The 20,987-nt window shown below is 68.4% G+C and carries 22 protein-coding genes and 2 tRNA genes; 12 read left to right on the top strand and 12 right to left on the bottom strand.

All coding sequences use genetic code 11. The features are described 5' to 3' along the window. Nucleotides 1-49: 49 nt before the first annotated feature. The 3 genes from ACTWQN_RS10540 to ACTWQN_RS10530 form a co-directional block, all read right to left on the bottom strand. Complete coding sequence (locus ACTWQN_RS10540; RefSeq protein ID WP_443203203.1) at nucleotides 50-646, bottom strand: YwqG family protein; 597 nt, start codon at nucleotides 644-646, stop codon at nucleotides 50-52. Between the two features lie 219 nt (nucleotides 647-865). Continuing rightward, the gene (locus ACTWQN_RS10535; RefSeq protein WP_443203202.1) at nucleotides 866-973 is read right to left on the bottom strand and encodes an MFS transporter small subunit; all 108 of its coding nucleotides are present in this window, start codon (nucleotides 971-973) and stop codon (nucleotides 866-868) included. Then, nucleotides 970-2,307 carry an OFA family MFS transporter gene (locus ACTWQN_RS10530; protein WP_443203201.1) on the bottom strand — a complete coding sequence of 446 codons (1,338 nt, stop codon included), beginning with the start codon at nucleotides 2,305-2,307 and terminating at the stop codon, nucleotides 970-972. The genes ACTWQN_RS10535 and ACTWQN_RS10530 overlap by 4 nt, the downstream gene beginning before the upstream one ends. A 106-nt stretch (nucleotides 2,308-2,413) precedes the next feature. Between ACTWQN_RS10530 and fdhD the strand changes: the two genes are divergently transcribed. Then, nucleotides 2,414-3,250, top strand: a complete 837-nt coding sequence (fdhD, locus tag ACTWQN_RS10525; RefSeq protein ID WP_443203200.1) for a formate dehydrogenase accessory sulfurtransferase FdhD — start codon at nucleotides 2,414-2,416, stop codon at nucleotides 3,248-3,250. Nucleotides 3,251-3,359: 109 nt separating this feature from the next. Here fdhD and ACTWQN_RS10520 read toward each other — a convergent pair whose 3' ends face one another. The 5 genes from ACTWQN_RS10520 to tig form a co-directional block, all read right to left on the bottom strand. Next, on the bottom strand, nucleotides 3,360-3,998 hold the full coding sequence (locus ACTWQN_RS10520; RefSeq protein WP_443203199.1) for an RBBP9/YdeN family alpha/beta hydrolase: 639 nt from the start codon (nucleotides 3,996-3,998) through the stop codon (nucleotides 3,360-3,362). Nucleotides 3,999-4,390: 392 nt separating this feature from the next. Further along, a complete protein-coding gene (gene clpX, locus ACTWQN_RS10515; protein ID WP_443203198.1) occupies nucleotides 4,391-5,671 on the bottom strand; it encodes an ATP-dependent Clp protease ATP-binding subunit ClpX in 1,281 nt (426 codons plus the stop codon). 408 nt (nucleotides 5,672-6,079) lie between these two features. Continuing rightward, nucleotides 6,080-6,712 carry an ATP-dependent Clp protease proteolytic subunit gene (locus ACTWQN_RS10510; protein WP_443203197.1) on the bottom strand — a complete coding sequence of 211 codons (633 nt, stop codon included), beginning with the start codon at nucleotides 6,710-6,712 and terminating at the stop codon, nucleotides 6,080-6,082. Nucleotides 6,713-6,749: 37 nt separating this feature from the next. Next, nucleotides 6,750-7,376 (bottom strand): ATP-dependent Clp protease proteolytic subunit, encoded by a 627-nt coding sequence (locus ACTWQN_RS10505; RefSeq protein WP_443203196.1) that lies wholly within the window; start codon nucleotides 7,374-7,376, stop codon nucleotides 6,750-6,752. Between the two features lie 241 nt (nucleotides 7,377-7,617). Continuing rightward, nucleotides 7,618-9,003: a trigger factor gene (gene tig, locus ACTWQN_RS10500; protein WP_443203195.1), complete on the bottom strand. Its 1,386-nt coding sequence runs from the start codon at nucleotides 9,001-9,003 to the stop codon at nucleotides 7,618-7,620. A gap of 306 nt (nucleotides 9,004-9,309) precedes the next feature. Here tig and ACTWQN_RS10495 point away from each other — a divergent pair, with 306 nt between their 5' ends. Further along, nucleotides 9,310-10,251: a ferredoxin family protein gene (locus ACTWQN_RS10495; RefSeq protein ID WP_443203194.1), complete on the top strand. Its 942-nt coding sequence runs from the start codon at nucleotides 9,310-9,312 to the stop codon at nucleotides 10,249-10,251. A gap of 304 nt (nucleotides 10,252-10,555) precedes the next feature. Here the strand turns inward: ACTWQN_RS10495 and ACTWQN_RS10490 are convergent. Beyond that, a tRNA-Pro gene (locus ACTWQN_RS10490) sits at nucleotides 10,556-10,629 on the bottom strand. A gap of 107 nt (nucleotides 10,630-10,736) precedes the next feature. Between ACTWQN_RS10490 and ACTWQN_RS10485 the strand changes: the two genes are divergently transcribed. From ACTWQN_RS10485 to ACTWQN_RS10465, 5 genes are all read left to right on the top strand, one after another. Next, nucleotides 10,737-10,807: transfer RNA gene (locus tag ACTWQN_RS10485), tRNA-Gly, on the top strand. A 542-nt stretch (nucleotides 10,808-11,349) separates the two neighbouring features. Further along, nucleotides 11,350-12,834 carry an MDR family MFS transporter gene (locus tag ACTWQN_RS10480; protein WP_443203193.1) on the top strand — a complete coding sequence of 495 codons (1,485 nt, stop codon included), beginning with the start codon at nucleotides 11,350-11,352 and terminating at the stop codon, nucleotides 12,832-12,834. Nucleotides 12,835-12,880: 46 nt separating this feature from the next. Further along, the gene (locus tag ACTWQN_RS10475; RefSeq protein ID WP_443203192.1) at nucleotides 12,881-13,516 is read left to right on the top strand and encodes a 2'-5' RNA ligase family protein; all 636 of its coding nucleotides are present in this window, start codon (nucleotides 12,881-12,883) and stop codon (nucleotides 13,514-13,516) included. Nucleotides 13,517-13,606: 90 nt separating this feature from the next. Then, entirely contained in the window at nucleotides 13,607-14,821 is a 1,215-nt protein-coding gene (locus ACTWQN_RS10470; RefSeq protein ID WP_443203191.1) for a GNAT family N-acetyltransferase, read from the top strand. 67 nt (nucleotides 14,822-14,888) lie between these two features. After that, complete coding sequence (locus tag ACTWQN_RS10465; RefSeq protein ID WP_443203190.1) at nucleotides 14,889-15,650, top strand: hypothetical protein; 762 nt, start codon at nucleotides 14,889-14,891, stop codon at nucleotides 15,648-15,650. Nucleotides 15,651-15,669: 19 nt separating this feature from the next. On the opposite strand, the gene ACTWQN_RS10460 is transcribed toward ACTWQN_RS10465, so the two are convergent. From ACTWQN_RS10460 to ACTWQN_RS10450, 3 genes are read right to left on the bottom strand one after another with little or no spacing between them, the layout of a single operon-like run. After that, a complete protein-coding gene (locus tag ACTWQN_RS10460) occupies nucleotides 15,670-16,494 on the bottom strand; it encodes an Fpg/Nei family DNA glycosylase (RefSeq protein WP_443203189.1) in 825 nt (274 codons plus the stop codon). Between the two features lie 18 nt (nucleotides 16,495-16,512). Next, nucleotides 16,513-16,842: a hypothetical protein gene (locus ACTWQN_RS10455; protein ID WP_443203188.1), complete on the bottom strand. Its 330-nt coding sequence runs from the start codon at nucleotides 16,840-16,842 to the stop codon at nucleotides 16,513-16,515. A gap of 2 nt (nucleotides 16,843-16,844) precedes the next feature. After that, complete coding sequence (locus ACTWQN_RS10450) at nucleotides 16,845-17,315, bottom strand: ribose-5-phosphate isomerase (protein ID WP_443203187.1); 471 nt, start codon at nucleotides 17,313-17,315, stop codon at nucleotides 16,845-16,847. A 66-nt stretch (nucleotides 17,316-17,381) separates the two neighbouring features. Here ACTWQN_RS10450 and ACTWQN_RS10445 point away from each other — a divergent pair, with 66 nt between their 5' ends. The 5 genes from ACTWQN_RS10445 to ACTWQN_RS10425 form a co-directional block, all read left to right on the top strand. Further along, nucleotides 17,382-18,062, top strand: a complete 681-nt coding sequence (locus tag ACTWQN_RS10445) for a 2-phosphosulfolactate phosphatase (protein WP_443203495.1) — start codon at nucleotides 17,382-17,384, stop codon at nucleotides 18,060-18,062. Next, a complete protein-coding gene (locus ACTWQN_RS10440; RefSeq protein WP_443203186.1) occupies nucleotides 18,059-18,850 on the top strand; it encodes an MBL fold metallo-hydrolase in 792 nt (263 codons plus the stop codon). Before ACTWQN_RS10445 ends, ACTWQN_RS10440 begins: the two co-directional genes overlap by 4 nt. A gap of 248 nt (nucleotides 18,851-19,098) precedes the next feature. Then, nucleotides 19,099-19,677 (top strand): YbaB/EbfC family nucleoid-associated protein, encoded by a 579-nt coding sequence (locus ACTWQN_RS10435; RefSeq protein ID WP_443203185.1) that lies wholly within the window; start codon nucleotides 19,099-19,101, stop codon nucleotides 19,675-19,677. After that, entirely contained in the window at nucleotides 19,674-20,000 is a 327-nt protein-coding gene (locus ACTWQN_RS10430) for a WXG100 family type VII secretion target (protein ID WP_443203184.1), read from the top strand. Before ACTWQN_RS10435 ends, ACTWQN_RS10430 begins: the two co-directional genes overlap by 4 nt. A 14-nt stretch (nucleotides 20,001-20,014) precedes the next feature. After that, nucleotides 20,015-20,987: WXG100-like domain-containing protein (locus tag ACTWQN_RS10425; RefSeq protein WP_443203183.1), on the top strand; the 973-nt coding region annotated here is incomplete at its 3' end.

Genomic DNA, 20,987 nt, shown 5'->3' with positions numbered 1-20,987 from the left:
CTTGCTCCTAGCTCAACTCGGCCACGGTGGAGAGGGCCGCCACCTCCCGTCAGCTGCTTTGCCAGTGGAGGCGGCCTTGGCCGGTTTCTTCGTCGATGAAGGCGTAGGCCGTGCCCGCGTCGCCGAGGTTGATGCCGAAGGGTTCGTCCGCGCTGTCCAACTGCACCGCGAATCGCCAGGAACCGGGTTCGGTCGGCCACTCCTCGTCCTGCAGCCATTCCGGTTCGCCCCACAGCCTGCTGCGCAGCGCGTCGCCGGGGTTGTCCGGATCGTGCGGCGTCAGCTCGGCGTGGTGGTCGGGGCCGAAGGTGGGGCCCCGGCGGATGCTGGCCACCTGGTAGAAGTCCGCGGGTTCGCCGGGCTGGGCGAAGAATGCGTTCTCCCCGCCGGTCGGTTCGTAGGTGCCGTCGACGAACTCATCGGGATCGTCCTCGGTCATGAACAGGTAGCCGAGCCTGGTCTCCGCGCCGGGCAGGCGGATCTGGCCGATGAAGCGCATCGGGCGACCGGTGCTCGCCGACAGCGGCCACATCGGTTCGGCCAACCACACCGGTTGACCACCGAACTTGGTGATCGGCTCGGTGATCGGTTCCGTCGCTTCCACGAAACTGACGTTCTGCCGGACGGGCGGGGTGCTGGTGGGCATCTGCTTCCTCACTGTGCGGGTGCGCGGCCGACCGTAGCGCCACCGACCGTCAGCTCGGGGCCGATCCCGTGAACAACTCGCCCCGAGCAGACACCAGCTGGCGGAGCGCCGTCGTCGAATGCCCACATCGCGCCGGTGACCTGGGCCGCCAGCGAGGACAGCAGGTGGATGATCAGCCGCGCCGCGTCTCCGCCACCGGCAGGTCGAGTGCCCGGCGCGTCAGCCGGTGAACAGCTGGGTGACCTTCTGGACGAGTTCGTAGACGCCGTAGGCGAAGGGCAAGCCGACCCAAGCCCAGGCCAGCACGAGTAGTCCTCGGCGGCTCATTGCGCACCTCCGGTCGCCGGTTCGTGGTACTTGGCGTTGACCGGCCGCACCAGCTCGTTGGACACGAAACCGACGATCAGCAAGCCGATCATGATGTACAGCGACGTCGTGTACAGAGCCGGACCGGTAGCACCGGCCGCCTCGCGGAGGTCCGCGATGGCGTTGACGATCAGCGGCCCGAGCACTCCGGCCACCGACCACGCGGTGAGCAGCCGACCGTGGATCGCACCGACGTTCAGGCTGCCGAACAGGTCCTTCAGGTACGCCGGAATCGTCGCGAAACCACCGCCGTAGAACGACAGGATCAGCATCGCGCACAGCACGAACACCGGGACACCGGTCGCGCCGAACAGCAGGATGCCCAGGTAGAGCAGTGCGCCGCCGCCCAGGTAGAGCCGGTAGATGTTCTTGCGCCCCACGATGTCCGATGTGGACGACCAGATGAACCGGCCGGCCATGTTGGTCAGCGACAGCAGCGCGACGAAACCGGCTGCCGCGCCGGTCACCACCGGTGTTGAGCTCTCGGCGAAGAAGCCGACGATCATCGGCGAGGCCTTCTCCAGGATGCCGATCCCGGCCGTCACGTTGCAGCAGAGGATCACCCACAGCATCCAGAACTGCGGGGTGCGCACCGCGTTGCGGACCGTCACGTTCGCCGTGGTGATCATCGGCCGGACCACCTGCTTCGGCGTCGAAGCAGGTCGCCAGTCCGGCGGTGGTACCCGGACCAGCGCCACGCCCAGCGACATGAACACCGCATAGACCACGCCGTGCACCAGGAAGGTCAGCGCGATCCCGGACTGGCCGGAGCCGAAGGAATCCAGCATCTGCGTCGACCACGGCGAGGCGATCAGCGCGCCACCGCCGAAGCCCATGATCGCGATCCCGGTGGCCATGCCCGGGCGGTCCGGGAACCACTTGATCAGCGTCGAAACCGGCGAGATGTAGCCGATGCCGAGCCCGATCCCGCCGACGAACCCGTAGCCGAAGACCACCAGCCAGTACTGGCCGAGCGCGACCCCGAGCGCGGACAGCAGGAAGCCCAGCGAGAAGCAGGTGGTCGACACCGCCATCGCCCACCGCGGACCGCGGCGCTCCACCAGCGTCCCGCCCAGCGCGGCGGACAGCCCGAGCATCACGATGCCCAACTGGAACGGCAGCGCGCTGAGCGTCCCGGACAACCCGAGGGTGTCCTCCAGCGGTGGTTTGAACACGCTCCAGGCGTAGACCTGCCCGATTGACAAGTGCACCGCTAGGGCCGCAGGAGGAACCAGCCACCTGTTCCAGTTAGCGGGTGCGACAATTCGGGCGGGAGCGAGCAGGCCTGCGGCCATGGGACCTCCCCGACACGGCGTTGATTACAGCGCGCATGAGCATACTGTGTGCATGTCACCCGATCGAGGGGCGATTTCCGCCGAGTGAACGGGCAGGGAGGGGCCGATGGGACGCGTCACGGTGCGCCGACCGGTGCTGAAGATCGCCGCGAACGGCAGCCGGAGCAAGCCGGACACGCTGGCCGCCGAGGAGCCGCTGGAAATCCGCGTCAACGGCCAACCGCTTTCGGTCACCATGCGCACGCCCGGCCACGACATCGAACTCGCGCACGGGTTCCTGCTGACCGAAGGCGTCATCCACGACAAGGACCAGCTGTCCGCGGCCCGCTACTGCGACAGCCCCGGCCCGGACGGTCGCAACACCTACAACGTGCTGGACATCCTGCTGGCGCCCGGTGTGCGGCCGCCGGACGCCTCGGTGACGCGCAACTTCTACACCACCTCGTCGTGCGGGGTGTGCGGCAAGGCGGCGCTGGACTCGGTCCGGTTGAGCACCCGGTACTCCCCCGCCGATGACCCGCTGGCCCTGGACGTCGACACCCTCGTCGACCTCCCTGACCGGTTGCGGGCCGCCCAACGCGTCTTCGACGCCACCGGTGGCCTGCACGCCGCGGGCCTGTTCGGCGCCGACGGCGAACTGCTCGTGGTCCGCGAGGACGTGGGCAGGCACAACGCGGTGGACAAGGTCATCGGCTGGGCGCTGCTGGCGAACCGGGTGCCGCTGACCGGATGCGTGCTGATGGTGTCCGGGCGGGCGTCCTTCGAACTGGTGCAGAAGGCCGCGATGGCCGGGGTACCGGCGCTCGCCGCGGTGTCCGCGCCGTCGTCGCTGGCCGTGGATCTCGCGGCGGAGCAGGGCATGACGTTGATCGGATTCCTGCGCGGCCGGTCGATGAACGTCTACACCGGAACCGAGCGCATCGTGACGCGGGAAATCGCCTGAAAAGCGTTGCGCACGAACAACTTCCGAACCCCATCACCCGATCCGGCGATGAGTGAAGGGCACCTTTCGCCAACTAACTCGGTAAAAGGTGCCCTTCACCTGGAAAAGTTCACGCCAGGCGGAGGCGGTCTTGGGAGCGGTCGGTGGTGTAGGCGTCGGTGCCGAAGCGGTCGTTCAGGGGAACCGAGTCGTAGAGGGCCCAGCGCAGCAGCGAGGGCCACGGACCGTACCCGGCATCGGTGTTGAGGTGTTCGCCGTCGAGGATCACATCCATCTCGACCTGCAGTTCCTCGGCCAAACCGTGCGCGCGGTACATCGACAGGTACGGGTCACCGGTACCCACCACGAGCCGGGTGATCCCGGCGGCGCGCCGCAGCGCGGCAGCATCGATCGGGTAGGGCGTGATGTCCTGGGCGTCCGGGTGCTGCCAATCCGGTGCGGGCGGCGCGACCAGCAGGACCCGGTCCGCGCGGCGGGCCCGTCCGGCGATGGTCGCCGCGTGGTGCAGCCACAGCGCCGCGCCGCAGGCATGGCCCGCCACGACGAGTTCCGCCTCTCGCGGCACCGCCTCCAGGTGCTCCCGCAGCGCCGGCAGCCAGCGCTGCACCACCGGCCGATCGGGGTCGGGCAGCGTCGGCAGATCCACCCGGGCCCCTTGTTCGCGGAGTTGCCCGGCGAGCCACTGCTGCCAATGCCAGGGGCCGGAACCGGTCATCCCGTGAATCAGCAGGACATGCAACTCGCTCATGGCACCGCTCCCGGAATCGATGATCTGGTCGCCTCAATGATCATCTAACCGCGCCGGATTCGCAGGACACGCCGCCGGGGCGCACCACCGCGGGCTGAACGGCGCAATGCGGACAACCACCAACGAACCGTCGGTGGACGGCTCAGCCGCCCTCAGCGGGGCACGACGCCGCGCAGATCAGAATCGAGGGCCAGGTCCGATCACCGGCGTTGCGGACGCCCTGGGCCGACTCGCGGCCGTTGAGAGCATTCCCCGTCGCGAGCCGGTGAGCGCTGCGGTCGAGCTCGGGCAACAGCCGGGGCGATGGTGCGGAGCAGCGGGCTGGCGCCGAGTTCTCCCCGGCGCGGTCGAAATACCTCAGCCAGCGGTCTCGGCGCCTTCGGGCGCCTTGCTCACGCGGACTTCTCGCGACGCTCGCGGCGGGTCGCCTGGCGGGCGACGATCGTCGGGTTGACGTTCTCGCGCACCGTCTGCTCGGTGATCACGACCTTGGCGACGTCCGAGCGGCTCGGGATGTCGTACATCACCGGCAGCAGGACCTCTTCCAAGATCGCACGCAGGCCGCGGGCCCCGGTGCCGCGCAGGATCGCCTGGTCGGCGATGGCCTCCAACGCCGTCTTGGTGAACTCCAGCTCCACGTTGTCCATCTCGAACAACCGCTTGTACTGCTTCACCAGCGCGTTGCGCGGCTCGGTCAGGATCCGCACCAGCGACGGCTTGTCCAGGTTCGTCACGCTGGCCACGGTGGGCAGTCGGCCGATGAACTCCGGGATCAACCCGAACTTGATCAGGTCCTCGGGCATCACGTCGACGAAGTGGTCAGTGGTGTCGATCTGGCTCTTCGAGCGCAGCTCCGCGCCGAAGCCGACGCTGTGCTTGCCGACCCGGTCCTCGACGATCTTCTCCAGCCCGGCGAACGCGCCCGCCACGATGAACAGCACGTTCGTGGTGTCGATCTGGATGAACTCCTGGTGCGGATGCTTGCGGCCACCCTGCGGCGGCACGCTCGCGGTGGTGCCCTCCAGGATCTTCAGCAGCGCCTGCTGCACACCCTCACCGGAGACGTCGCGGGTGATCGACGGGTTCTCGCTCTTGCGAGCGATCTTGTCGACCTCGTCGATGTAGATGATCCCGGTCTCGGCGCGCTTCACGTCGTAGTCGGCCGCCTGGATCAGCTTGAGCAGGATGTTCTCCACGTCCTCGCCCACGTAACCGGCCTCGGTCAGCGCGGTGGCGTCGGCGATCGCGAACGGGACGTTGAGCATCTTGGCCAGCGTCTGCGCGAGGTAGGTCTTGCCGCAGCCGGTGGGGCCGAGCATCAGGATGTTCGACTTGGCCAGTTCGACGGCCTCTTCACCACGGCTTTCCCGGCGCTCACCGGCCTGGATGCGCTTGTAGTGGTTGTAGACGGCAACCGAGAGGTTGCGCTTGGCCGGGTCCTGCCCGATGACGTACTGGTCGAGGAACTCGTGGATCTCGGCCGGTTTCGGCAGCTCGTCGAGCTTGACCTCACCCGCCTCGGCCAGTTCCTCCTCGATGATCTCGTTACAGAGATCGATGCACTCATCGCAGATGTACACGCCGGGGCCGGCGATGAGTTTCTTGACCTGCTTCTGGCTCTTCCCGCAGAAGGAGCACTTCAGCAGGTCGCCGCCGTCACCGATACGTGCCATGACCGCTGACCCCGTCCCCTCCGACGCGCCGTCCGGTAGCGCGCCTGACCGTATGTGCCTCCGACGGTACCTGTCGTTCCCCGAGTTCGGGGAGACTCACAGTGTCCGCCATCGCCGAGCGTGGTGTGACCAGCGTCGCCCTCGGCGTGTCGTCGCCGACGGCCGGGCGTGGCGCACCGGCCCGACCGTCGGCGGCTGCGACGTCGTTCCGCGAGCGGTGCCAGCCGCTCGTCCCAGGTTCCGCTACTCGCACCGCAAAGCAAAGCGAATTCACGGACAGACCCGTCTTTGATCTTGTTTTTGCACCGGCGCCAGCCGCTCAGCCCGCGCTCGCAACCGGCACCGCCGCGGGTTCTGCGGTTCCGCTACCCGCACCGCCACGCAAAACGAGTTCAACGACAGGCTCTCTCAGGACTTCTGCATCGACAGCTTCCGGTAGGGCAGCACCTCGTCGATGATGCCGTACTCGGCTGCCTGCTCGGCGGTGAGGATCTTGTCCCGGTCGATGTCGTCGCGGACCTGCTCCTGGGACCGGTTGGTGTGCTTGGCCAACGTGGTCTCCAGCAGCTCCCGCATCCGCTGCACCTCGGCGGCCTGGATCTCCAGGTCGGAGACCTGGCCGTAGATGCCCTCCACCGACGGCTGGTGGATCAGGATCCGCGAATTCGGCAGCGCCATCCGCTTGCCCTTGGTACCGGCGGCCAGCAGCACCGCAGCGGCCGAGGCGGCCTGCCCGAGGCAGATGGTGCGCACATCGGGCCGGACGTACTGGATGGTGTCGTAGATGGCCATCAGCGCGGTGAACGAACCACCGGGCGAATTGATGTACATCTGGATCTCGCGGTCCGGGTCGTCGGACTCCAGGAACAGCAACTGCGCCATCACGTCGTTCGCCGACGCGTCGTCGACCTGGACACCGAGGAACACGATGCGTTCCTCGAACAGCTTGTTGTACGGGTTGGACTCCTTGACCCCGTACGCGGTGCGCTCGACGAACGAAGGCAGCACGTACCGGGACTGCAGAGGCTGGAATGAGCTCACGACAGTGACTCCTCGTTACTAGGTCCGGTCGGTGTGATCAGCTGCTCGGCAGGTTCGCCGTGCTCGCGACGTAGTCCACGAACCCGTATTCCCGGGCCTCCTCCGCGGTGAACCACCGGTCGCGGTCCGAGTCGGCGGTGATCTTGTCGACCGTCTGGCCGGTCTGCTCGGCGATCAGCTCGGCCATCTCCTTCTTGTGCCTGGAGAACATCTTGGCCTGGATCTCGATGTCGGACGCCGTACCGCCGAGACCGGCCGACGGCTGGTGCATCATGATCCGCGCGTGCGGCAGTGCGAACCGCTTGCCCTTGGCGCCCGCGGACAGCAAGAACTGCCCCATCGAGGCAGCCATGCCCATCGCCACGGTGGCCACGTCCGGCTTGATCAGCTGCATGGCGTCGTAGATCGCCATGCCCGCCGTCACCGAACCGCCCGGCGAGTTGATGTAGAGCGAAATGTCACGGTCCGGGTCCTCGGCTGCCAGCAGCAGCAGCTGCGAGCAGATCTGGTTCGCGATCGAGTCCTCGACCTGGGAGCCGAGGACGATGATGCGCTCCCGCAGCAGCCGCTCGTAAACCGAGTCGTTGAGCGAGAGTCCGTTCGTCCCCGTCCGCATGGACGGCGACTGCGCCTCGGACGCCGGAACAGTCAGGTGCTGCGTCACGTCTCCCTGCCTTCTCCCAAAATGGGCCCTTGTCCACCGGGGCCACTCGGTCACCCGGTCCGCTTCCACATTGGACCGGCCGACCTGGTCGTCGGGCGACATCGGCGACCCCCGGTGATGTCCTGCTTCCCTCTCGGGTGATCCGCTACAACCGACCCTAACGAACGTGGACGGCACCAGCTTCCCAGTACCGCCCACGTTCGCTTAGAGCATGCTTTTCAGTTGTCCGGCGAGAGCCCGGTCACTCCGCCTTCGCGGCCTCGACCGGCTCCGCCGCCCCATCCTCGGAGGCCGCGGTCTCGGCCTCTTGCGGGCCGAACAGCTCATCCAGGTCCAGCTCGTTGCCGCCCGCGTCAGTGACGGTCGCCTGACGCACGACGGAGAACAGCGCCTTGCTGCGCCGGACATCGGCGAACAGCGCGCCGAGCTGACCGGACTGCTGGGCCTGCTGGACGAACTGGTCCGGGCTCACCCCGAAGCGCTGGGCTTGGTAGATGATCCGCTGGGTGAGCTCGTCGTCGGAGACCGACACGTCCTCGGCATCGGCGATGGTGTCCAGCACCAGCTGGGTCTTGACCGCCTTCTCCGCCTCGGTGCGAGTCTCGGTGTCGAACTCCTCGCGGGTCTTGTCCTGCTGCTCCAGCCACTCGTTGAAGCGGTCCTCGTCGTGGTCGAACGGGTGCACCGCGTCGTGCTGGCGCACCTCGACCTCGGACTCGACGACCTTCTCCGGCAGCGGCACGTCGACGGTCTCCAGCAGCGCGTCGAGGACCTTGTCCCTGGCCTGCATGCCCTGCTGCATCTTCTTGACCCGACCCAGCCGCTCCCGCAGATCGGCGATGAGCTCCTCAGCGGTGTCGAACTCGCTGGCCATCTGGGCGAACTCGTCGTCGGCCTCGGGCAGCTGCCGCTCCTTGACGGAGTTGACCGTGACCGACACCTCGGCGTCCCGACCCGCGTACTCCCCGGCGACCAGCTTCGTGGTGAAGGTCTTGGTCTCGCCCTCGCTCGCGCCGGTCAGCGCGTCGTCGATGCCGTCGACGAGCTGGCCGGAGCCGATCTCGTAGGACAGCCCGCTGGTCTTGGCGTCCTCGACCTCTTCCCCGTCGACGGTGGCCGAGAGGTCGATGCTGACGAAGTCGCCCTGCTGCGCGGGGCGGTCCACCCCGGCGAGGGTGCCGAAGCGGGCGCGCAGCGAGTCGAGCTGCTCGGACACCTCTTCTTCGGTGACCTCGACGTCATCCACGCTGATCGAGAGCTCGCCGAAAGCGGGCACGGTGATCTCGGGACGGATGTCGACCTCGGCGGTGAACGCGATCTCCGAGCCGTCCTCGATCTTGGTCACCTCGATCTCCGGGCGACCCAGAGTGCGCACCTCGGTGCTGTTGACCGCCTCCAGGTACTTGGCCGGGACCGCTTCGTTGACGACCTCGTCGAGCACGGGGCCACGACCGATGCGGCTCTCCAACACCCGCGCCGGGACCTTGCCCGGACGGAAGCCGGGGATGCGGACCTGCTGGGCGAGTGCCTTGTACGCGCGGTCGAAGTTCGGCTTGAGCTCGTCGAACGGCACCTCGACGTTGATCCGGACGCGCGTCGGGCTCAGGTGCTCGACGGTGCTCTTCACGTGGTCTCCTAGTGCGAACGTGCTTGATTCCCGGCGCTGCCAACGGGCGCGGCGTACCACCACGTCCAACGATGCCGGGCTGACCTCCGAGTCTATTGCTTCCCAACTGGGCACACGGCCCGGGGTTGCGCGAAACCGCGAACCGGCGGCGACCGGTGCGGAGACGAGCGGTTCCCCAATCGCGGAAAGCGGCACCGGCCACCCGGAAAGCGACATCCAACCGCTTCCGCAACACCAGCAACTCGAACACCGCCAGCCGAAACGGCCCCCGCACCCCTCCAGCGGTGTTCGTGCTTGAGTGGAAGCGTGCACCACACCGCAACCGAGGCAACCACCTGCGCCGGACTGTCCGAGGCGTTCGCCGAACCGCTGGCCGGGACCGCCGCGGTCGCGCGCAGCTGGCTGTGCCTGGAACAACGCGGCCCCTGGGGCTACAACGCGCTGGTGCAGAGCCACCTGGACCGCGAACTGGGGCGGGCGCTGGCCGCACGTGGCGAGCAACACCGGGTGCGGGTCCAGCTCATCCGCCACCCCGGACGGCACGCCGACCGCTCCGGCGACCGGCCGCGGCGCGTCTTCCTGGCGCACACCGGGCCCGGCGCCAGCTGGCTGCGGGAGACGACCATCACCGATCCCGCCGAACTGCTCGACCTGGACTTCGCCCGGATCGCCGCCGGACACCACGACGACTGGGGCCACCCCGTCACCGACCCGCTGCTGCTGGTGTGCACCAACGGCCGCCGCGACCGGTGCTGCGCGTTGCTCGGCCGCGAACTCATCAACGAACTGGCCGGGCGCCACGACGGTGCGATCTGGGAGTGCTCGCACATCGGCGGACACCGGTTCGCGCCCGCCGCAGTGCTGCTACCCAGCGGATACACCTACGGACGGCTGACCGCGCAAACCGCCGACGCGGTGCTGTCCTGCGCGGCCGCCGGAAAAGTCGTGCTGGACAACTGCCGCGGCCGATCGTCCTGGACCCGCGCCGGACAAACCGCCGAACTGGCCGTCCGAGAGCACATCGGCGAATACCTCGTCGACGCCCTGCGCGTCACCAGCGAAGCCGAAGAAACCGAACAGATCGCGGTCACCCACCAAGACGGCCGCCGCTGGCAAGTCGCGGTGCGGCCACGCGAACTCGACCCGCCACGCGCCAACAGCTGCGGCAAAGCAGCCATCCGGCCCACCGCGTTCGTCGCCGAAGCGATCAACGGCCAACCAGTACCGCCGCAGAACCCAACTCAGTAGGCGTCACCGCGGTCACGATGCCATCGGCCGGTGCCCAAGCAGGCGATGCGGGCGGTCCCGGAAGCCACAACGACACCCCGACCAACAGGGCCGTGACAGCGCACAGCACCGCGCACACCACCACAGCTGGCAGTTGGGCGCGGAATCCGGCCTCACCCCGAACGCGCACGAAGGGGAAATCGGCCCCCTGCGGTCCACCGTTACCGTCCGCCACCCAGCACTGCGACGTACATCACCAACAGGGACAACCCGGGCCGCAAACGAAAACCGGCCGCCCGCCAAAGGCGAGCGACCGGCCGCGACGTCGGGGTGGCGGGATTTGAACCCACGACCCCTCGCACCCAAAGCGAGTGCGCTACCAAACTGCGCCACACCCCGTCCGACGTGCGGCACACCCGGGGACCCCGGGTGCGTTGCGAAGAGCCTATCGCGACCCGCTAAGCTGTGGCACGCAAGGTCTCGCAAGCCCACGGGCAGGCGACACCGCGGGCGTAGCTCAATGGTAGAGCCCCAGTCTTCCAAACTGGCTACGCGGGTTCGATTCCCGTCGCCCGCTCAGAGTTGGGTGTTTTGTGTCGACGCGGGCGTCGACCTTTACTCTTCGCCATTGCTGTGGGGGGCCGAGCCCCCCACACCCCCACGGTGCGGTGGTTGCGTTTCGTGGGCTCCTTGCGTTGTGTGGCGTTCCCGGCCTGGGTTTTGACCAGCGCCTCTGCGCCATCCCTTTTCGGAGCTGTTGGTGCCGCTTCGCGGCTGTTCCTGGTGGGTCGTGCCGCTTCGCGGCTGTTGGCGGTCGTTCGCGTGTTGGGGTGCCGCTTCGCGGTTGTGGTGGGTGGGTGTGCCGCTTCGCGGCTGTTTCTTGTCTCGGGTGGGTTGTGCCGCTTCGCGGCTGTGGTGGGGATGAGTGCCGCTTCGCGGCTGTGGTTTGTGGGTGGGTGGTTGTTGGGGCTGTTTGGGTGAGGTTTTTGGGTTGGGTTTTGGGTTTGGTTGTTGGGTGAAAAGGCTTTGGGTTTTGTCGGGGGGTTGGGTCAGGGTTGGGGGGTTGGTTGGTTGGGTCGTTGTTGATGTTGTTGTTGTTGATGTTGTTGTGGGGGTCTGGTGCTGGGGCTTGAGTACAAGTGGTTGGTTGGCATTACTTTTGTGCTGGCCTTGATCATGCAGATCTTGGATGTGACCGTGCTCAACGTTGCGTTGGCGGCGTTGGGGCGGGAGTTCGAGGTGGATGCTGCTGCGCTGCAGTGGGTGCTGACCGGTTACATGATCAGTCTGGCGGTTTTCATCCCTTCTTCTGGTTGGATCGCTGATCGGTTCGGTAGTCGGCGGACCTTCCAGTTGGCTGTGGTGATCTTCACGTTGGCGTCGGTGTTGTGCGGGGTTTCCGGCGAGATGTGGCAGTTGGTGGCGGCTCGGGTGTTGCAGGGTGTTGGCGGCGGCATGTTGATGCCGGTCGGGCAGGCGATGTTGTTCCGCGCTTTCCCGGCCAACGAGCGGGCCAAGGCCGGGGCGGTGCTGGCCATTCCGGTCACCATCGCGCCGATGCTCGGGCCGCTGCTCGGTGGTGTTCTCGTCGAGTACGCGAATTGGCGTTGGATCTTCTTCATCAACGTTCCCGTTGGTGCGCTCGCGCTGCTGTTCGCGGTGGTCTTCCTCAAGGAGGAGGCGCGCACCTCGCCCGGTCGGTTCGACCTGCCCGGTTTCGTGCTCGCCGGGGCCGGCCTGGCGACCCTGCTGTACGGGCTCGACCAGGGTGCCCAGCTCGGTTGGGGTGTTCCCCAGGTGTGGTTGAGCCTGGTCGCCGCCGCGCTGCTGATCGGTGGGCTGATCTGGCGGGAACTCAGCGTTGCGGACCCGATGCTGGACCTGCGGCTGCTCACCGACCGGTTGTTCAGCACCGGCAACCTGCTGATGCTGTGCCAGACCGCGGCGATATTCGGGGTGCTCTTCCTCATCCCGCTCTACCTGCAGAACCTGCGCGGGGTGTCGCCGATGAACGCCGGGCTGGTGCTGATGCCGCAGGCCGTCGTCATGCTGGTAACCACCCAGGTGGTCAGCCGGGCCTACGGGCGGATCGGGCCCAAGCGGCTGATCCTGGCCGGATTCGCCGTGCAGATCCTCATCGGCGTCGGGTTGCAGCTGCAGGGCAACAACACCTCGTTGTGGCTCCTGGTGGGGTTGCTCGCGGTGCAGGGCGTGGCGATGGGGCTGCTGATGACACCGGTGCAGACTGCGACGTTCGCGCGGATCTCCGGCGCCGCGATGGGACAGGCCAGCTCGATGTTCAACGTCAGCAGGCAGGTCGCTACCGCGCTGGGCACCGCGATCGTGGCGACCGTGCTGGTCGCGCTCACCGAACGCGGAATGTCCACAGTAGATCTCAGGACGCCAGGGCAGGTGGCCGAAGTTCAACTGGTCGAAGTTCAACTGGCCGCGTACCACGGGGCGTTCCTGGTCTCCGTGCTGTTCGCCGGGCTGGGTCTGCTGCTGACGCTGCGGGTGCGCGACGCCGACGCGGCCGCCAGCCTCGACGCGTCGACCGGCAAACCACAGCCGGGTGAACGCGAGCCGTCGGAAACCGTGAGATAGGTCAAGCTCTCCCCACTTGCGGACCGGCCGGGGCAATATGTGAGAGGTGACCGAGATAACGCACGCCGATCAGGTCCGCAATCACGCCCGCTGGCGCCCCGGCTGGCACGCCGGACGCATCGGTTACGCGTGGCTGCTGCCGCTTGCCGACCAACCCGGACTGCGCAAGCTGGTCAACGACTACCAGTACGCGCTGCGCGACCTGCCCGGCTTCGACCTCGTCCCGCTGGAATGGATGCACATCCTCGTGCAGGAAATCGGTTTCACCGACGAGATCGACGAATCGAGCATCGAGCCGCTGCTCACCGCCACGCGGACCCGGCTGGCGTCGGTGCTGCCGCTCACCCTGGCGTTCCACCACGCCCTCGTGCTGCCGGAGGCGCTGTCGCTGCCTGCCGAACCACAGTCGACGGTGCTCGAACTCCGCACCGCGGTGCGGGAAGCGACCGCCGAGGTGATCGGCGAACCGGCGGTGCCGCCGGAACCCGAAGACATCGACAAGCACGTCAGCCTGGCGCACTCCACCACCGACGGACCGGCGATCTTCGCCGTCGCCACGCTCAGCGCCACCCCCGTGGAGCCGACCACGGCCAAGGTTTCGTCGCTGTCCCTGGTCAAGCTGAACCGGGACCACTCGTGCTCCGAATGGGAGACCATCGCCGAAGTCCCCCTCGGCCCCTGACCCGCTGAAGCCGCGTGGCGGGTGTCCAATGCAGACCGAGTGCGCCGGAAGACGGTCGCACAACCGGCTGCCGGGCGGTAAGAACGTCGTATGGCGGACCTCATCGCAAGAAGCCTTTCGGTCGACGAGTACGACGCGTTCTCCACGGTGTTCTCCGATTCGTTCCTGGAAGACTGGCGGAAACCCGCCATGCAGCGATACCGCGACATCTTCGACCCGACGCTGGCCATCGGAGTCTTCGACAGCGCGGAGATGATCGGCGCCGCCGGGCGGCTCGAAATGGGGATCACGCTGCCGGGATCGACGCAGTGCCCGCTCGCCGCCGTCACGGCCGTCGGGGTCAAGCCGGGTCATCGGCGGCGCGGCGTGCTGACTTCGCTGATGCGCGCCCAACTCGACGCACTGCACCGCGCCGGATCCCCGATCGCCGCGCTGTTCGCCTCGGAGGGCGCCATCTACGGCCGGTTCGGCTACGGCCTGGCCAGCTACGAAACCCATCTGACCCTGCCCCGCGGTGCCACCTTCCTGTCCACTGTGGAAATCGATGAGCGGCGGATCCGCGAGGTCGACCGGAAAACCGCGATGGAGTTCGTGCACCGGCACTACCCAGTGGTGGCCGCGAACCGGACCGGCTGGCTGTCCCGGGCCGACCGCTCCTGGGAGATCCGGATGATCGACGACCGCGGCGAGCGCGGCGACTTCGGCAAGACCAGGTTCGCCCTGCACCCGGACGGCTACGTCATCTACCGACCGAAGTCGAACTGGACCACCCGCGGCCCCGCCTACCAGCTTCGGGTCCTGGAACTGGTCGCCTCGACGCCGCAGTCCTACGCCGCGCTGTGGCGGTACCTGCTCGATTTCGACCTCGTCGCCGAGGTGAGCTGGCGCAAGGCCGCGATCGACGAGCCGGTGCTGCACCTGCTCGCCGACCCGCGCGCGGCGGACCGGCGGATCGTCGACGGGCTGTGGGTGCGCCTGGTCGAACTCGATCTCGCGCTGGCGGCCCGCCGGTATGCCGCACCAGTGGACGTCGTGCTGGCGGTCACCGACCGGTTCTGCCCGTGGAACGCGGGCCGTTGGCGGCTGACGGCCGATGCCGACGGGACCGCGAACGTCGCCCGCTCCGAGCAGCCCGGCCAACTCGCCTTGGACGTGGCCGACCTGGCTTCGGCGTACCTGGGCGGCAACACGCTGGCCGCGTTGGCCCGCGCCGGACGCGTTGTCGAACTCGCGCCGGGCGCGCTTCTGCCAGCCTCCCGCGCATTCGCCACCGAGCACGCGCCGCACTGCCAGGAAGGTTTCTGACCCGCTGCGAGCCCCACCGGACGGGTACTGTCGAAATCGAGGTGTCCAGCCGGGGCAGGAGGCAGGGATGTCCACCGCAGTCATCATCATCGTGATCGCGCTCGTGGTGATCGTCGCCGCGATCTGGTGGTCCCGCCAGAAGGCCGTCGCGCACCAGCAGAAACAACTCGACGACGCCAAAGCGGAAGCGCGGCGCTGGGTGGAGCGACTGGGCGGGCAGGTGCTCAACCTGATCGGCACCAACGACGCCGCCAAACAGGCCCTCGCCGACGCCGCGGAACGCCATGGCGCAGCGGTCTCCCAGCTCGAACAAGCGGCCACGACCGCGCAAGCCCGCCTGACGACGGATTCCGCGCTGGAAGGGCTGTACTACGTGCGCGCCGCGCGGACCGCGATGGACCTGGATCCCGGCCCGGAGCTGCCCGACCTCGCCGGTCAGCGCGGTGCGGGCAAGGTGACCGAGTACCGCGAGGTCGAGGTGGCCGGCCAGCAGCAGGCGGCCTCGCCCAACCCGACCGCGCAAACCCCGCACTACTACCCCGGTGGCACGGTCGCCGGTCGGCCGGTGCCGCAGGGCTGGTACAGCGAGCCGTGGTGGAAGCCCGCGCTGGTCGCGGGAGCCTGGGGGGTGGGCTCGTTCGTGCTGATGGGCGCCCTGTTCGGGGGCATGACCGGAATCCCGGCGGAGGCGGCCTACGCGGAGGGCTACCAGGACGGCGCGGACGCGGACGGCGGCGGCCAGGACTTCAACGGCGCCGACCAGGACTTCGACCCGGGCTCGGACGGCGATTTCGGCGGGGGCTTCGACATGGGCGGTTTCGACATCTGACGCTGTCGCGCCCCGTGCACTACTCCGGCTGGCAGGTCGGGGGCTGGCAGGTCGGGCACCAGTAGAGCTTGCGACCGGCGAGATCCGCGATGGCCACCGGCGTCGCGCACACCAGGCAGGGCAGCCCGGCCCGCCGGTAGACGTACACCTCACCGCCGTGCCGGTCCTGCCGCGGCGCCCGACCGGTGACCTCCGGCAGGTGCTCCGGGCGCACGGTGTCGATGCGGCCGACGCGCACCCCGTCGGTCATCAGCGCGACGAGATCGCCCCAGATCGATTCCCACCGCGCCCGCCCGAGCTCCCGGCCGGGCGTGCCGGGCGCGATGCCGTGCCGGAACAGCGCCTCGGCCCGGTAGACGTTGCCGACCCCGGCAAGCACCTTCTGGTCCATCAGCAACGCGGCGATGCTGGTGCGGGAACGCGAGATCCGCTGCCAGGCCTGTTCGGGATCGGCGTCCGAGCGCAGCGGATCCGGCCCCAGCCGTCCGCGCAGCGCGGCGACCTCATCGCCGGTGAGCAGTTCACAGGCGGTCGGACCGCGCAAATCCGTCCAATGTGTACTGCCGATGATCCGCATCCGCACCTGGCCGCGCGGTTCGGTCAGCGGGAACTCGGACTCGGTGAACGTGCCGTACAGCCCGAGATGCACGTGGACGACCCGATCCGGTCCGTAGCAGTGGAACAGGTGCTTGCCGTGCGCCTCGGCCCGCTGGAACACCGAACCGTCCAACAGCGAAGCGCTCGTGGCGAACCGCCCCTGCGGGCTGTGCACCCGGACCTTCGAACCGGCGAAGAGTTGGCCGTGCAACCCGGCGAGCCGGTGCAGCGTGTGGCCTTCGGGCATGTCAACAATCCGTCCGCTTCAAGCGAGGATCCACAGGACGATCGACTCGACGAGGTACGCCAGCACGCACCACAGCGCGATGAACAGGCCGCGTCGGACCGGTCGATCGGGATGCCGGAACACCGCCCCGGCGATCAGCGAAACGCACGGCGCGACAACCGCACCCACGATCAGCCACACGCCAACCCCGAGCACGCAGTCGGGCGCGGTGCACACCGCGCCGGGGCCTCCGACGAGGACGGGCGCGAGCGCGCGCTGCGCGGCGAACAGCACCAGCACGCCCACCGCGGTTCCCACCACCGCCACCAGCGGTGTCAGCAGCCCCGGGGCCGGGCGTGCCGGTGTCACGGTCAGCTGCCGGGCAGCGCTGGCGGCTGACCGGTCTGCTCGTAATCGGTGAGCAGGTCGATCCGGCGCTGGTGCCGACCGCCCTCGAACTCGGTGGTCAGGAAGGCCTCGACGATCTGCTCGACCTCGTCGGCGGTGTGCATCCGGGCGCCGATACCGGCCAGCAGGGCGTTGTTGTGCTGCCGGGCGAGCTTCGCGGTCTCGACGCTCCAGGCCAGCGCGGCGCGTGCGCCGGGAACCTTGTTCGCGGCGATCTGCTCGCCGTTGCCGGAACCGCCGAGGACCAGTCCGAGGCTGCCCTCATCGGCGACGACCCGGCGGGCGGTCTCGACGCAGAACGGCGGGTAGTCGTCCTGGGCGTCGTAAACCGCCGGACCGATGTCGGTCACGTCGTGACCGTGGTCGGTCAGCCACTTGACGAGGTGGTTCTTGAGTTCGAAGCCAGCATGGTCGGAACCGATGTAGACGCGCACGCGGGCAGTGTGCCAAACCCCCCACCAACCCCGCACACCGCGGTTACGCTTCCCGCTGTGACCAGCATGAACATCGAGGTGCACACCGACTGGGGCCTGCCCGGCCTGCGCGCCATGGCGGACTGCCCGGTCCTGGTGGTGGTCGATGTGCTGTCGTTCAGCACCGCGGCCGACATCGCCACCAGCACCGGCGCGCGGGTGCGGCCGATGCGCTGGCGGGAGGAGTCGGCGGACCCGGACGTCGTGCTCGCGCAACCGCGCAGCTGGGACAGGTGGTCGTTGAGCCCGTCGTCGCTGCGCACCCTCACCCCCGACGTGCTGCTGGGCCTGCCATCCCCGAACGGGGCGACGCTGTGCGCGGAGGCGGCCGGCTCGGGGGCCGCGGTGTTCGCCGGTTGCCTGCGCAACGCGGCAGCGGTTGCGCAGGCGGCGGCGCGTCGCGGCGGGCCGGTCGGGGTGGTGGCCGCCGGGGAACGCCGGGACGACGAGCTGCGACCGGCGATCGAGGACCTGCTCGGTGCGGGCGCCATCATCTCCGCCCTGCCGGGGCGCCGATCACCCGAAGCCGAACTGGCCGCGGCCGCCTTCCAAGCCGTATCGGGCGACATCGGCGCGCTGCTCGCCGACTGCGAGTCCGGCCGCGAGCTCGCGGACCTGGGTTTCGCGCACGACGTCGCGCTGGCCGCCGAGGTGAACAGCAGCCGCACCGCGCCGGTGCTGCGCGACGGCGTCTTGGCGGCCCGGTGAGCTGGTCGGAAGTCGGAGCCGGTGTTTTCGTGCGGCGATACGCCGAGTTGGACCTCTCGGTCGGGCTCGTGGTCGGCGGCGAGTCCGCGCTGGTGATCGACACGCGCGGTGATCACCAGCAGGGTGTGGAGCTGGCGCGAGCTGTTCGCCAGGTCACCGCACTGCCTTGGCAGGTCGCGATCACGCACGGCCATTTCGACCACTGCTTCGGCACCGACGCCTTCCTACCCGCCCACGTCTGGGCGCACGAGCGCTGCCCGGCGCATCTCGCCCGCACCGCCGCAGGACAGCGCGATCACTGGGTCGCGCATTACCGCCAGGAAGGCGCCGACGACATCGCCGCCGCGCTGGCCGCGTCCGCTCCGGCCATGCCGGATCACCTGGTGTCGGCACGGGCAGATCTCGACCTGGGCGGGCGAACTGTGCAGCTGCGGCACCTCGGGCTCGGGCACACCGATCACGACCTGGTCGTCGCGGTGCCCGATGCCGGGGTGGTCTTCGCGGGCGATCTCGTCGAGCAGGGCGCGCCCCCGGACTTCGAAGACGCCTACCCGCAGCACTGGCCATCCACAGTGGACGCACTGCTGGCACTCGGCCCGACCACCATCGTCGCGGGTCACGGCACCCCGGTCGACCCCGACTTCGTCCGCACCCAGCGCGCGGAACTCGCCGAACTGGCTCGAATCGGCCACGCGTTGCGCGGCGGTGCGCTTTCCCTCGACCAGGCCGTCGAACGGTCCCCCTTCCCAGCCGCGACGACGCTGACCGCGCTGGCCCGCCTCCGCTGATTCCGGAAGGCCTTTTCAGCACCGTTGACACCCACTGGCTGCAACACCTGAACAGCCGTCAGCTGATTCGAGCAGAGCAACCGCATCATTCAGCGTCCGTCGCTGCACCATTCAGCGTCTTTGCGCAATACCCGGCACCGAATCGGCTACAGGACGGTCATTCTGGCGCAGGACGACGAAAAGCCCGATTTGCACCGGGCTCTGACGCCGTCTCCGGTTGAGTCTTTCATGGGGGGTGGGCGGCAACCATGACCTGGCGAGATGACTCCAGCGCAGCACGCGAGGACCTCGGCGCGCGCAATGCCGCGTTGCGCAACCAGATCGACGACATGCTTTCGGATCTGCGCAGGCGGACTGCCGAAATCCAGGAGAAGCAGGCCGAGGCCGCGCGGCAGACGTACGAGGTGGCCTCCGAGGACGGCACGGTGACGGTGCGCGTCGACGCGACCGGAACGGTGCAGGAAGTCGCACTCTCGCCGAAGGCGTTCGAACGCAGCACCCCGGAGAAGCTCGCGGCATCGATTACCAGCGTCATCCGCGAAGCGTCGGGAACCGCGCAGCGGACGCTGCGGGACCAGTTCGCGCCGATGACCGATACCACCAATGTGCCGGAGATTCCCGGGATTCCCTCGCTGCAGGGCCTGATCAGCAGCGGGCCCTTGGTCGAGCCGCCGGATCCCGAGGCCGAGCGCGCGCAGCGGCGCAGTGCGGACACCGCGGGCCCCACGGGGGCCCGTCAGCCCGAGGTCCGCAGCCGTCCGGCACCCGAGGACGACTGGGACGACTGGAACTGGGACGACAGCAACCGGCGAGGGGGCCGCCGATGAGCAGCGAAATGCGGATGCAGCCCGAGGAAATCCGCACGGGCGGCAAGATCGGCGACTCCGGCGACGACCTCGACAACGTGCTCAACACCCTCAAATCGGCCTTGGACGGTGAAGGCCAGTGCTGGGGCAACGACGAGGCCGGGCAGAACTTCGCCAAGGACTACACCCAAGGCCGCGACAGCGTCCTCGACAGCCTGAAGAAGGTCGCGAAGGCCCTCGGCGACATCGACGACAACCTCAAGGCCACTGCCGACGACACCGAGACCGGGGACGCGAAATCCGCTGGCGACATCGGCAAATCCGGCTCGGACATGCCCTCGTAGGGAGTTGACTTTTCGTGAGCATCGAAATGCCCGACGAGGTCAAATGGCTACTCCCCATCGTCGTCGGCGAATCCTGGCCCGAGGGTGACGAAGACGCCATGCGCCGGATGGCCGACGCATGGCGCGCCGCCGCCGACGGCATCGAGAACGTCAAAACCTCCGCCAACCGCGGCGCCGAACAAGCCAAAGGCGCCATGGAAGGCCAAACCGCCGACGCCTTCGCCAACCTCTGGAAAGACATCGGCGACGGCGGCGAAGCGGCCCTCCCCAAACTCAAAGAAGCCTGCGAAAAACTCGCCCAAAGCTGCGACGACGCCGCGCTCGACGTCGAACACACCAAGCTGACGATCATCGCCTCACTCATCGCACTCGCGATCCAAATCGCCGCGATGCTCGCCGCCGGACCCTTCACCTTCGGTGCCTCCACCGCGGGCATCGCCGCGGCCCAAGCCGTCACCCGCACCGTCGTGATGCAGATCTTCAAGCAACTCGTCATAGCCATCGTCAAGAACATCGCCATCGAAATCGCCACCTCGGTCGCGATCGAATTCGCCGTACAAGGCGTCCAAATCGCCTCCGGCGAACGCGACGGCTTCGACGGCGGAAAATTCAAAGACGCCGCCATCAGCGGCGCAATAGGAGGCGCCGTCGGAGGCGTCTTCGATGGCGCGGGCAAAGCGTTCGGCAAGCAAGCGGGCGACACCGTCGGAGACGCCGCAGGCGACGCGGCCGGTGACGCGGCGGGCCGGGCCGCCGGTCGCGCAGCAGGCGACGCAGCCGGGGATGCCGCGGGCGAGGCCGCCGAAAGCGCGGCGGCCGCGATCGGCAAGACCGCCGTGAAGGAAGGCGCGCTCGGCGCTGCCGAAGGCGCCGTGGGCAGCGCCGCCGAACAACTCATCACCGAAGGCAAGATCGACTGGGGCGAAGTCGGCACCGGCGCCATGTCCGGCGGCGTCACCGGCGCCGGAATGGGCGCCGGAGGCGAAG

Origin of the sequence: Saccharopolyspora antiqui, assembly GCF_052246905.1 — a bacterium.
Taxonomy (GTDB): domain Bacteria; phylum Actinomycetota; class Actinomycetes; order Mycobacteriales; family Pseudonocardiaceae; genus Saccharopolyspora.
This window is presented reverse-complemented; position numbering and strand designations above follow the sequence as displayed.

Excerpts from the sequence above, each read along its gene's own strand:
- ACTWQN_RS10430 (WP_443203184.1), top strand. The coding sequence starts at position 19,674 with ATGAGCAGCGAAATGCGGATGCAGCCCGAGGAAATCCGCACGGGCGGC.
- ACTWQN_RS10535 (WP_443203202.1), bottom strand. The coding sequence starts at position 973 with ATGAGCCGCCGAGGACTACTCGTGCTGGCCTGGGCTTGGGTCGGCTTG.
- ACTWQN_RS10520 (WP_443203199.1), bottom strand. The coding sequence starts at position 3,998 with ATGAGCGAGTTGCATGTCCTGCTGATTCACGGGATGACCGGTTCCGGC.
- ACTWQN_RS10465 (WP_443203190.1), top strand. The coding sequence starts at position 14,889 with ATGTCCACCGCAGTCATCATCATCGTGATCGCGCTCGTGGTGATCGTC.
- clpX (WP_443203198.1), bottom strand. The coding sequence starts at position 5,671 with ATGGCACGTATCGGTGACGGCGGCGACCTGCTGAAGTGCTCCTTCTGC.
- ACTWQN_RS10530 (WP_443203201.1), bottom strand. The coding sequence starts at position 2,307 with ATGGCCGCAGGCCTGCTCGCTCCCGCCCGAATTGTCGCACCCGCTAAC.
- ACTWQN_RS10540 (WP_443203203.1), bottom strand. The coding sequence starts at position 646 with ATGCCCACCAGCACCCCGCCCGTCCGGCAGAACGTCAGTTTCGTGGAA.
- ACTWQN_RS10435 (WP_443203185.1), top strand. The coding sequence starts at position 19,099 with ATGACCTGGCGAGATGACTCCAGCGCAGCACGCGAGGACCTCGGCGCG.
- ACTWQN_RS10470 (WP_443203191.1), top strand. The coding sequence starts at position 13,607 with ATGGCGGACCTCATCGCAAGAAGCCTTTCGGTCGACGAGTACGACGCG.
- ACTWQN_RS10460 (WP_443203189.1), bottom strand. The coding sequence starts at position 16,494 with ATGCCCGAAGGCCACACGCTGCACCGGCTCGCCGGGTTGCACGGCCAA.
- fdhD (WP_443203200.1), top strand. The coding sequence starts at position 2,414 with ATGGGACGCGTCACGGTGCGCCGACCGGTGCTGAAGATCGCCGCGAAC.
- ACTWQN_RS10445 (WP_443203495.1), top strand. The coding sequence starts at position 17,382 with ATGAACATCGAGGTGCACACCGACTGGGGCCTGCCCGGCCTGCGCGCC.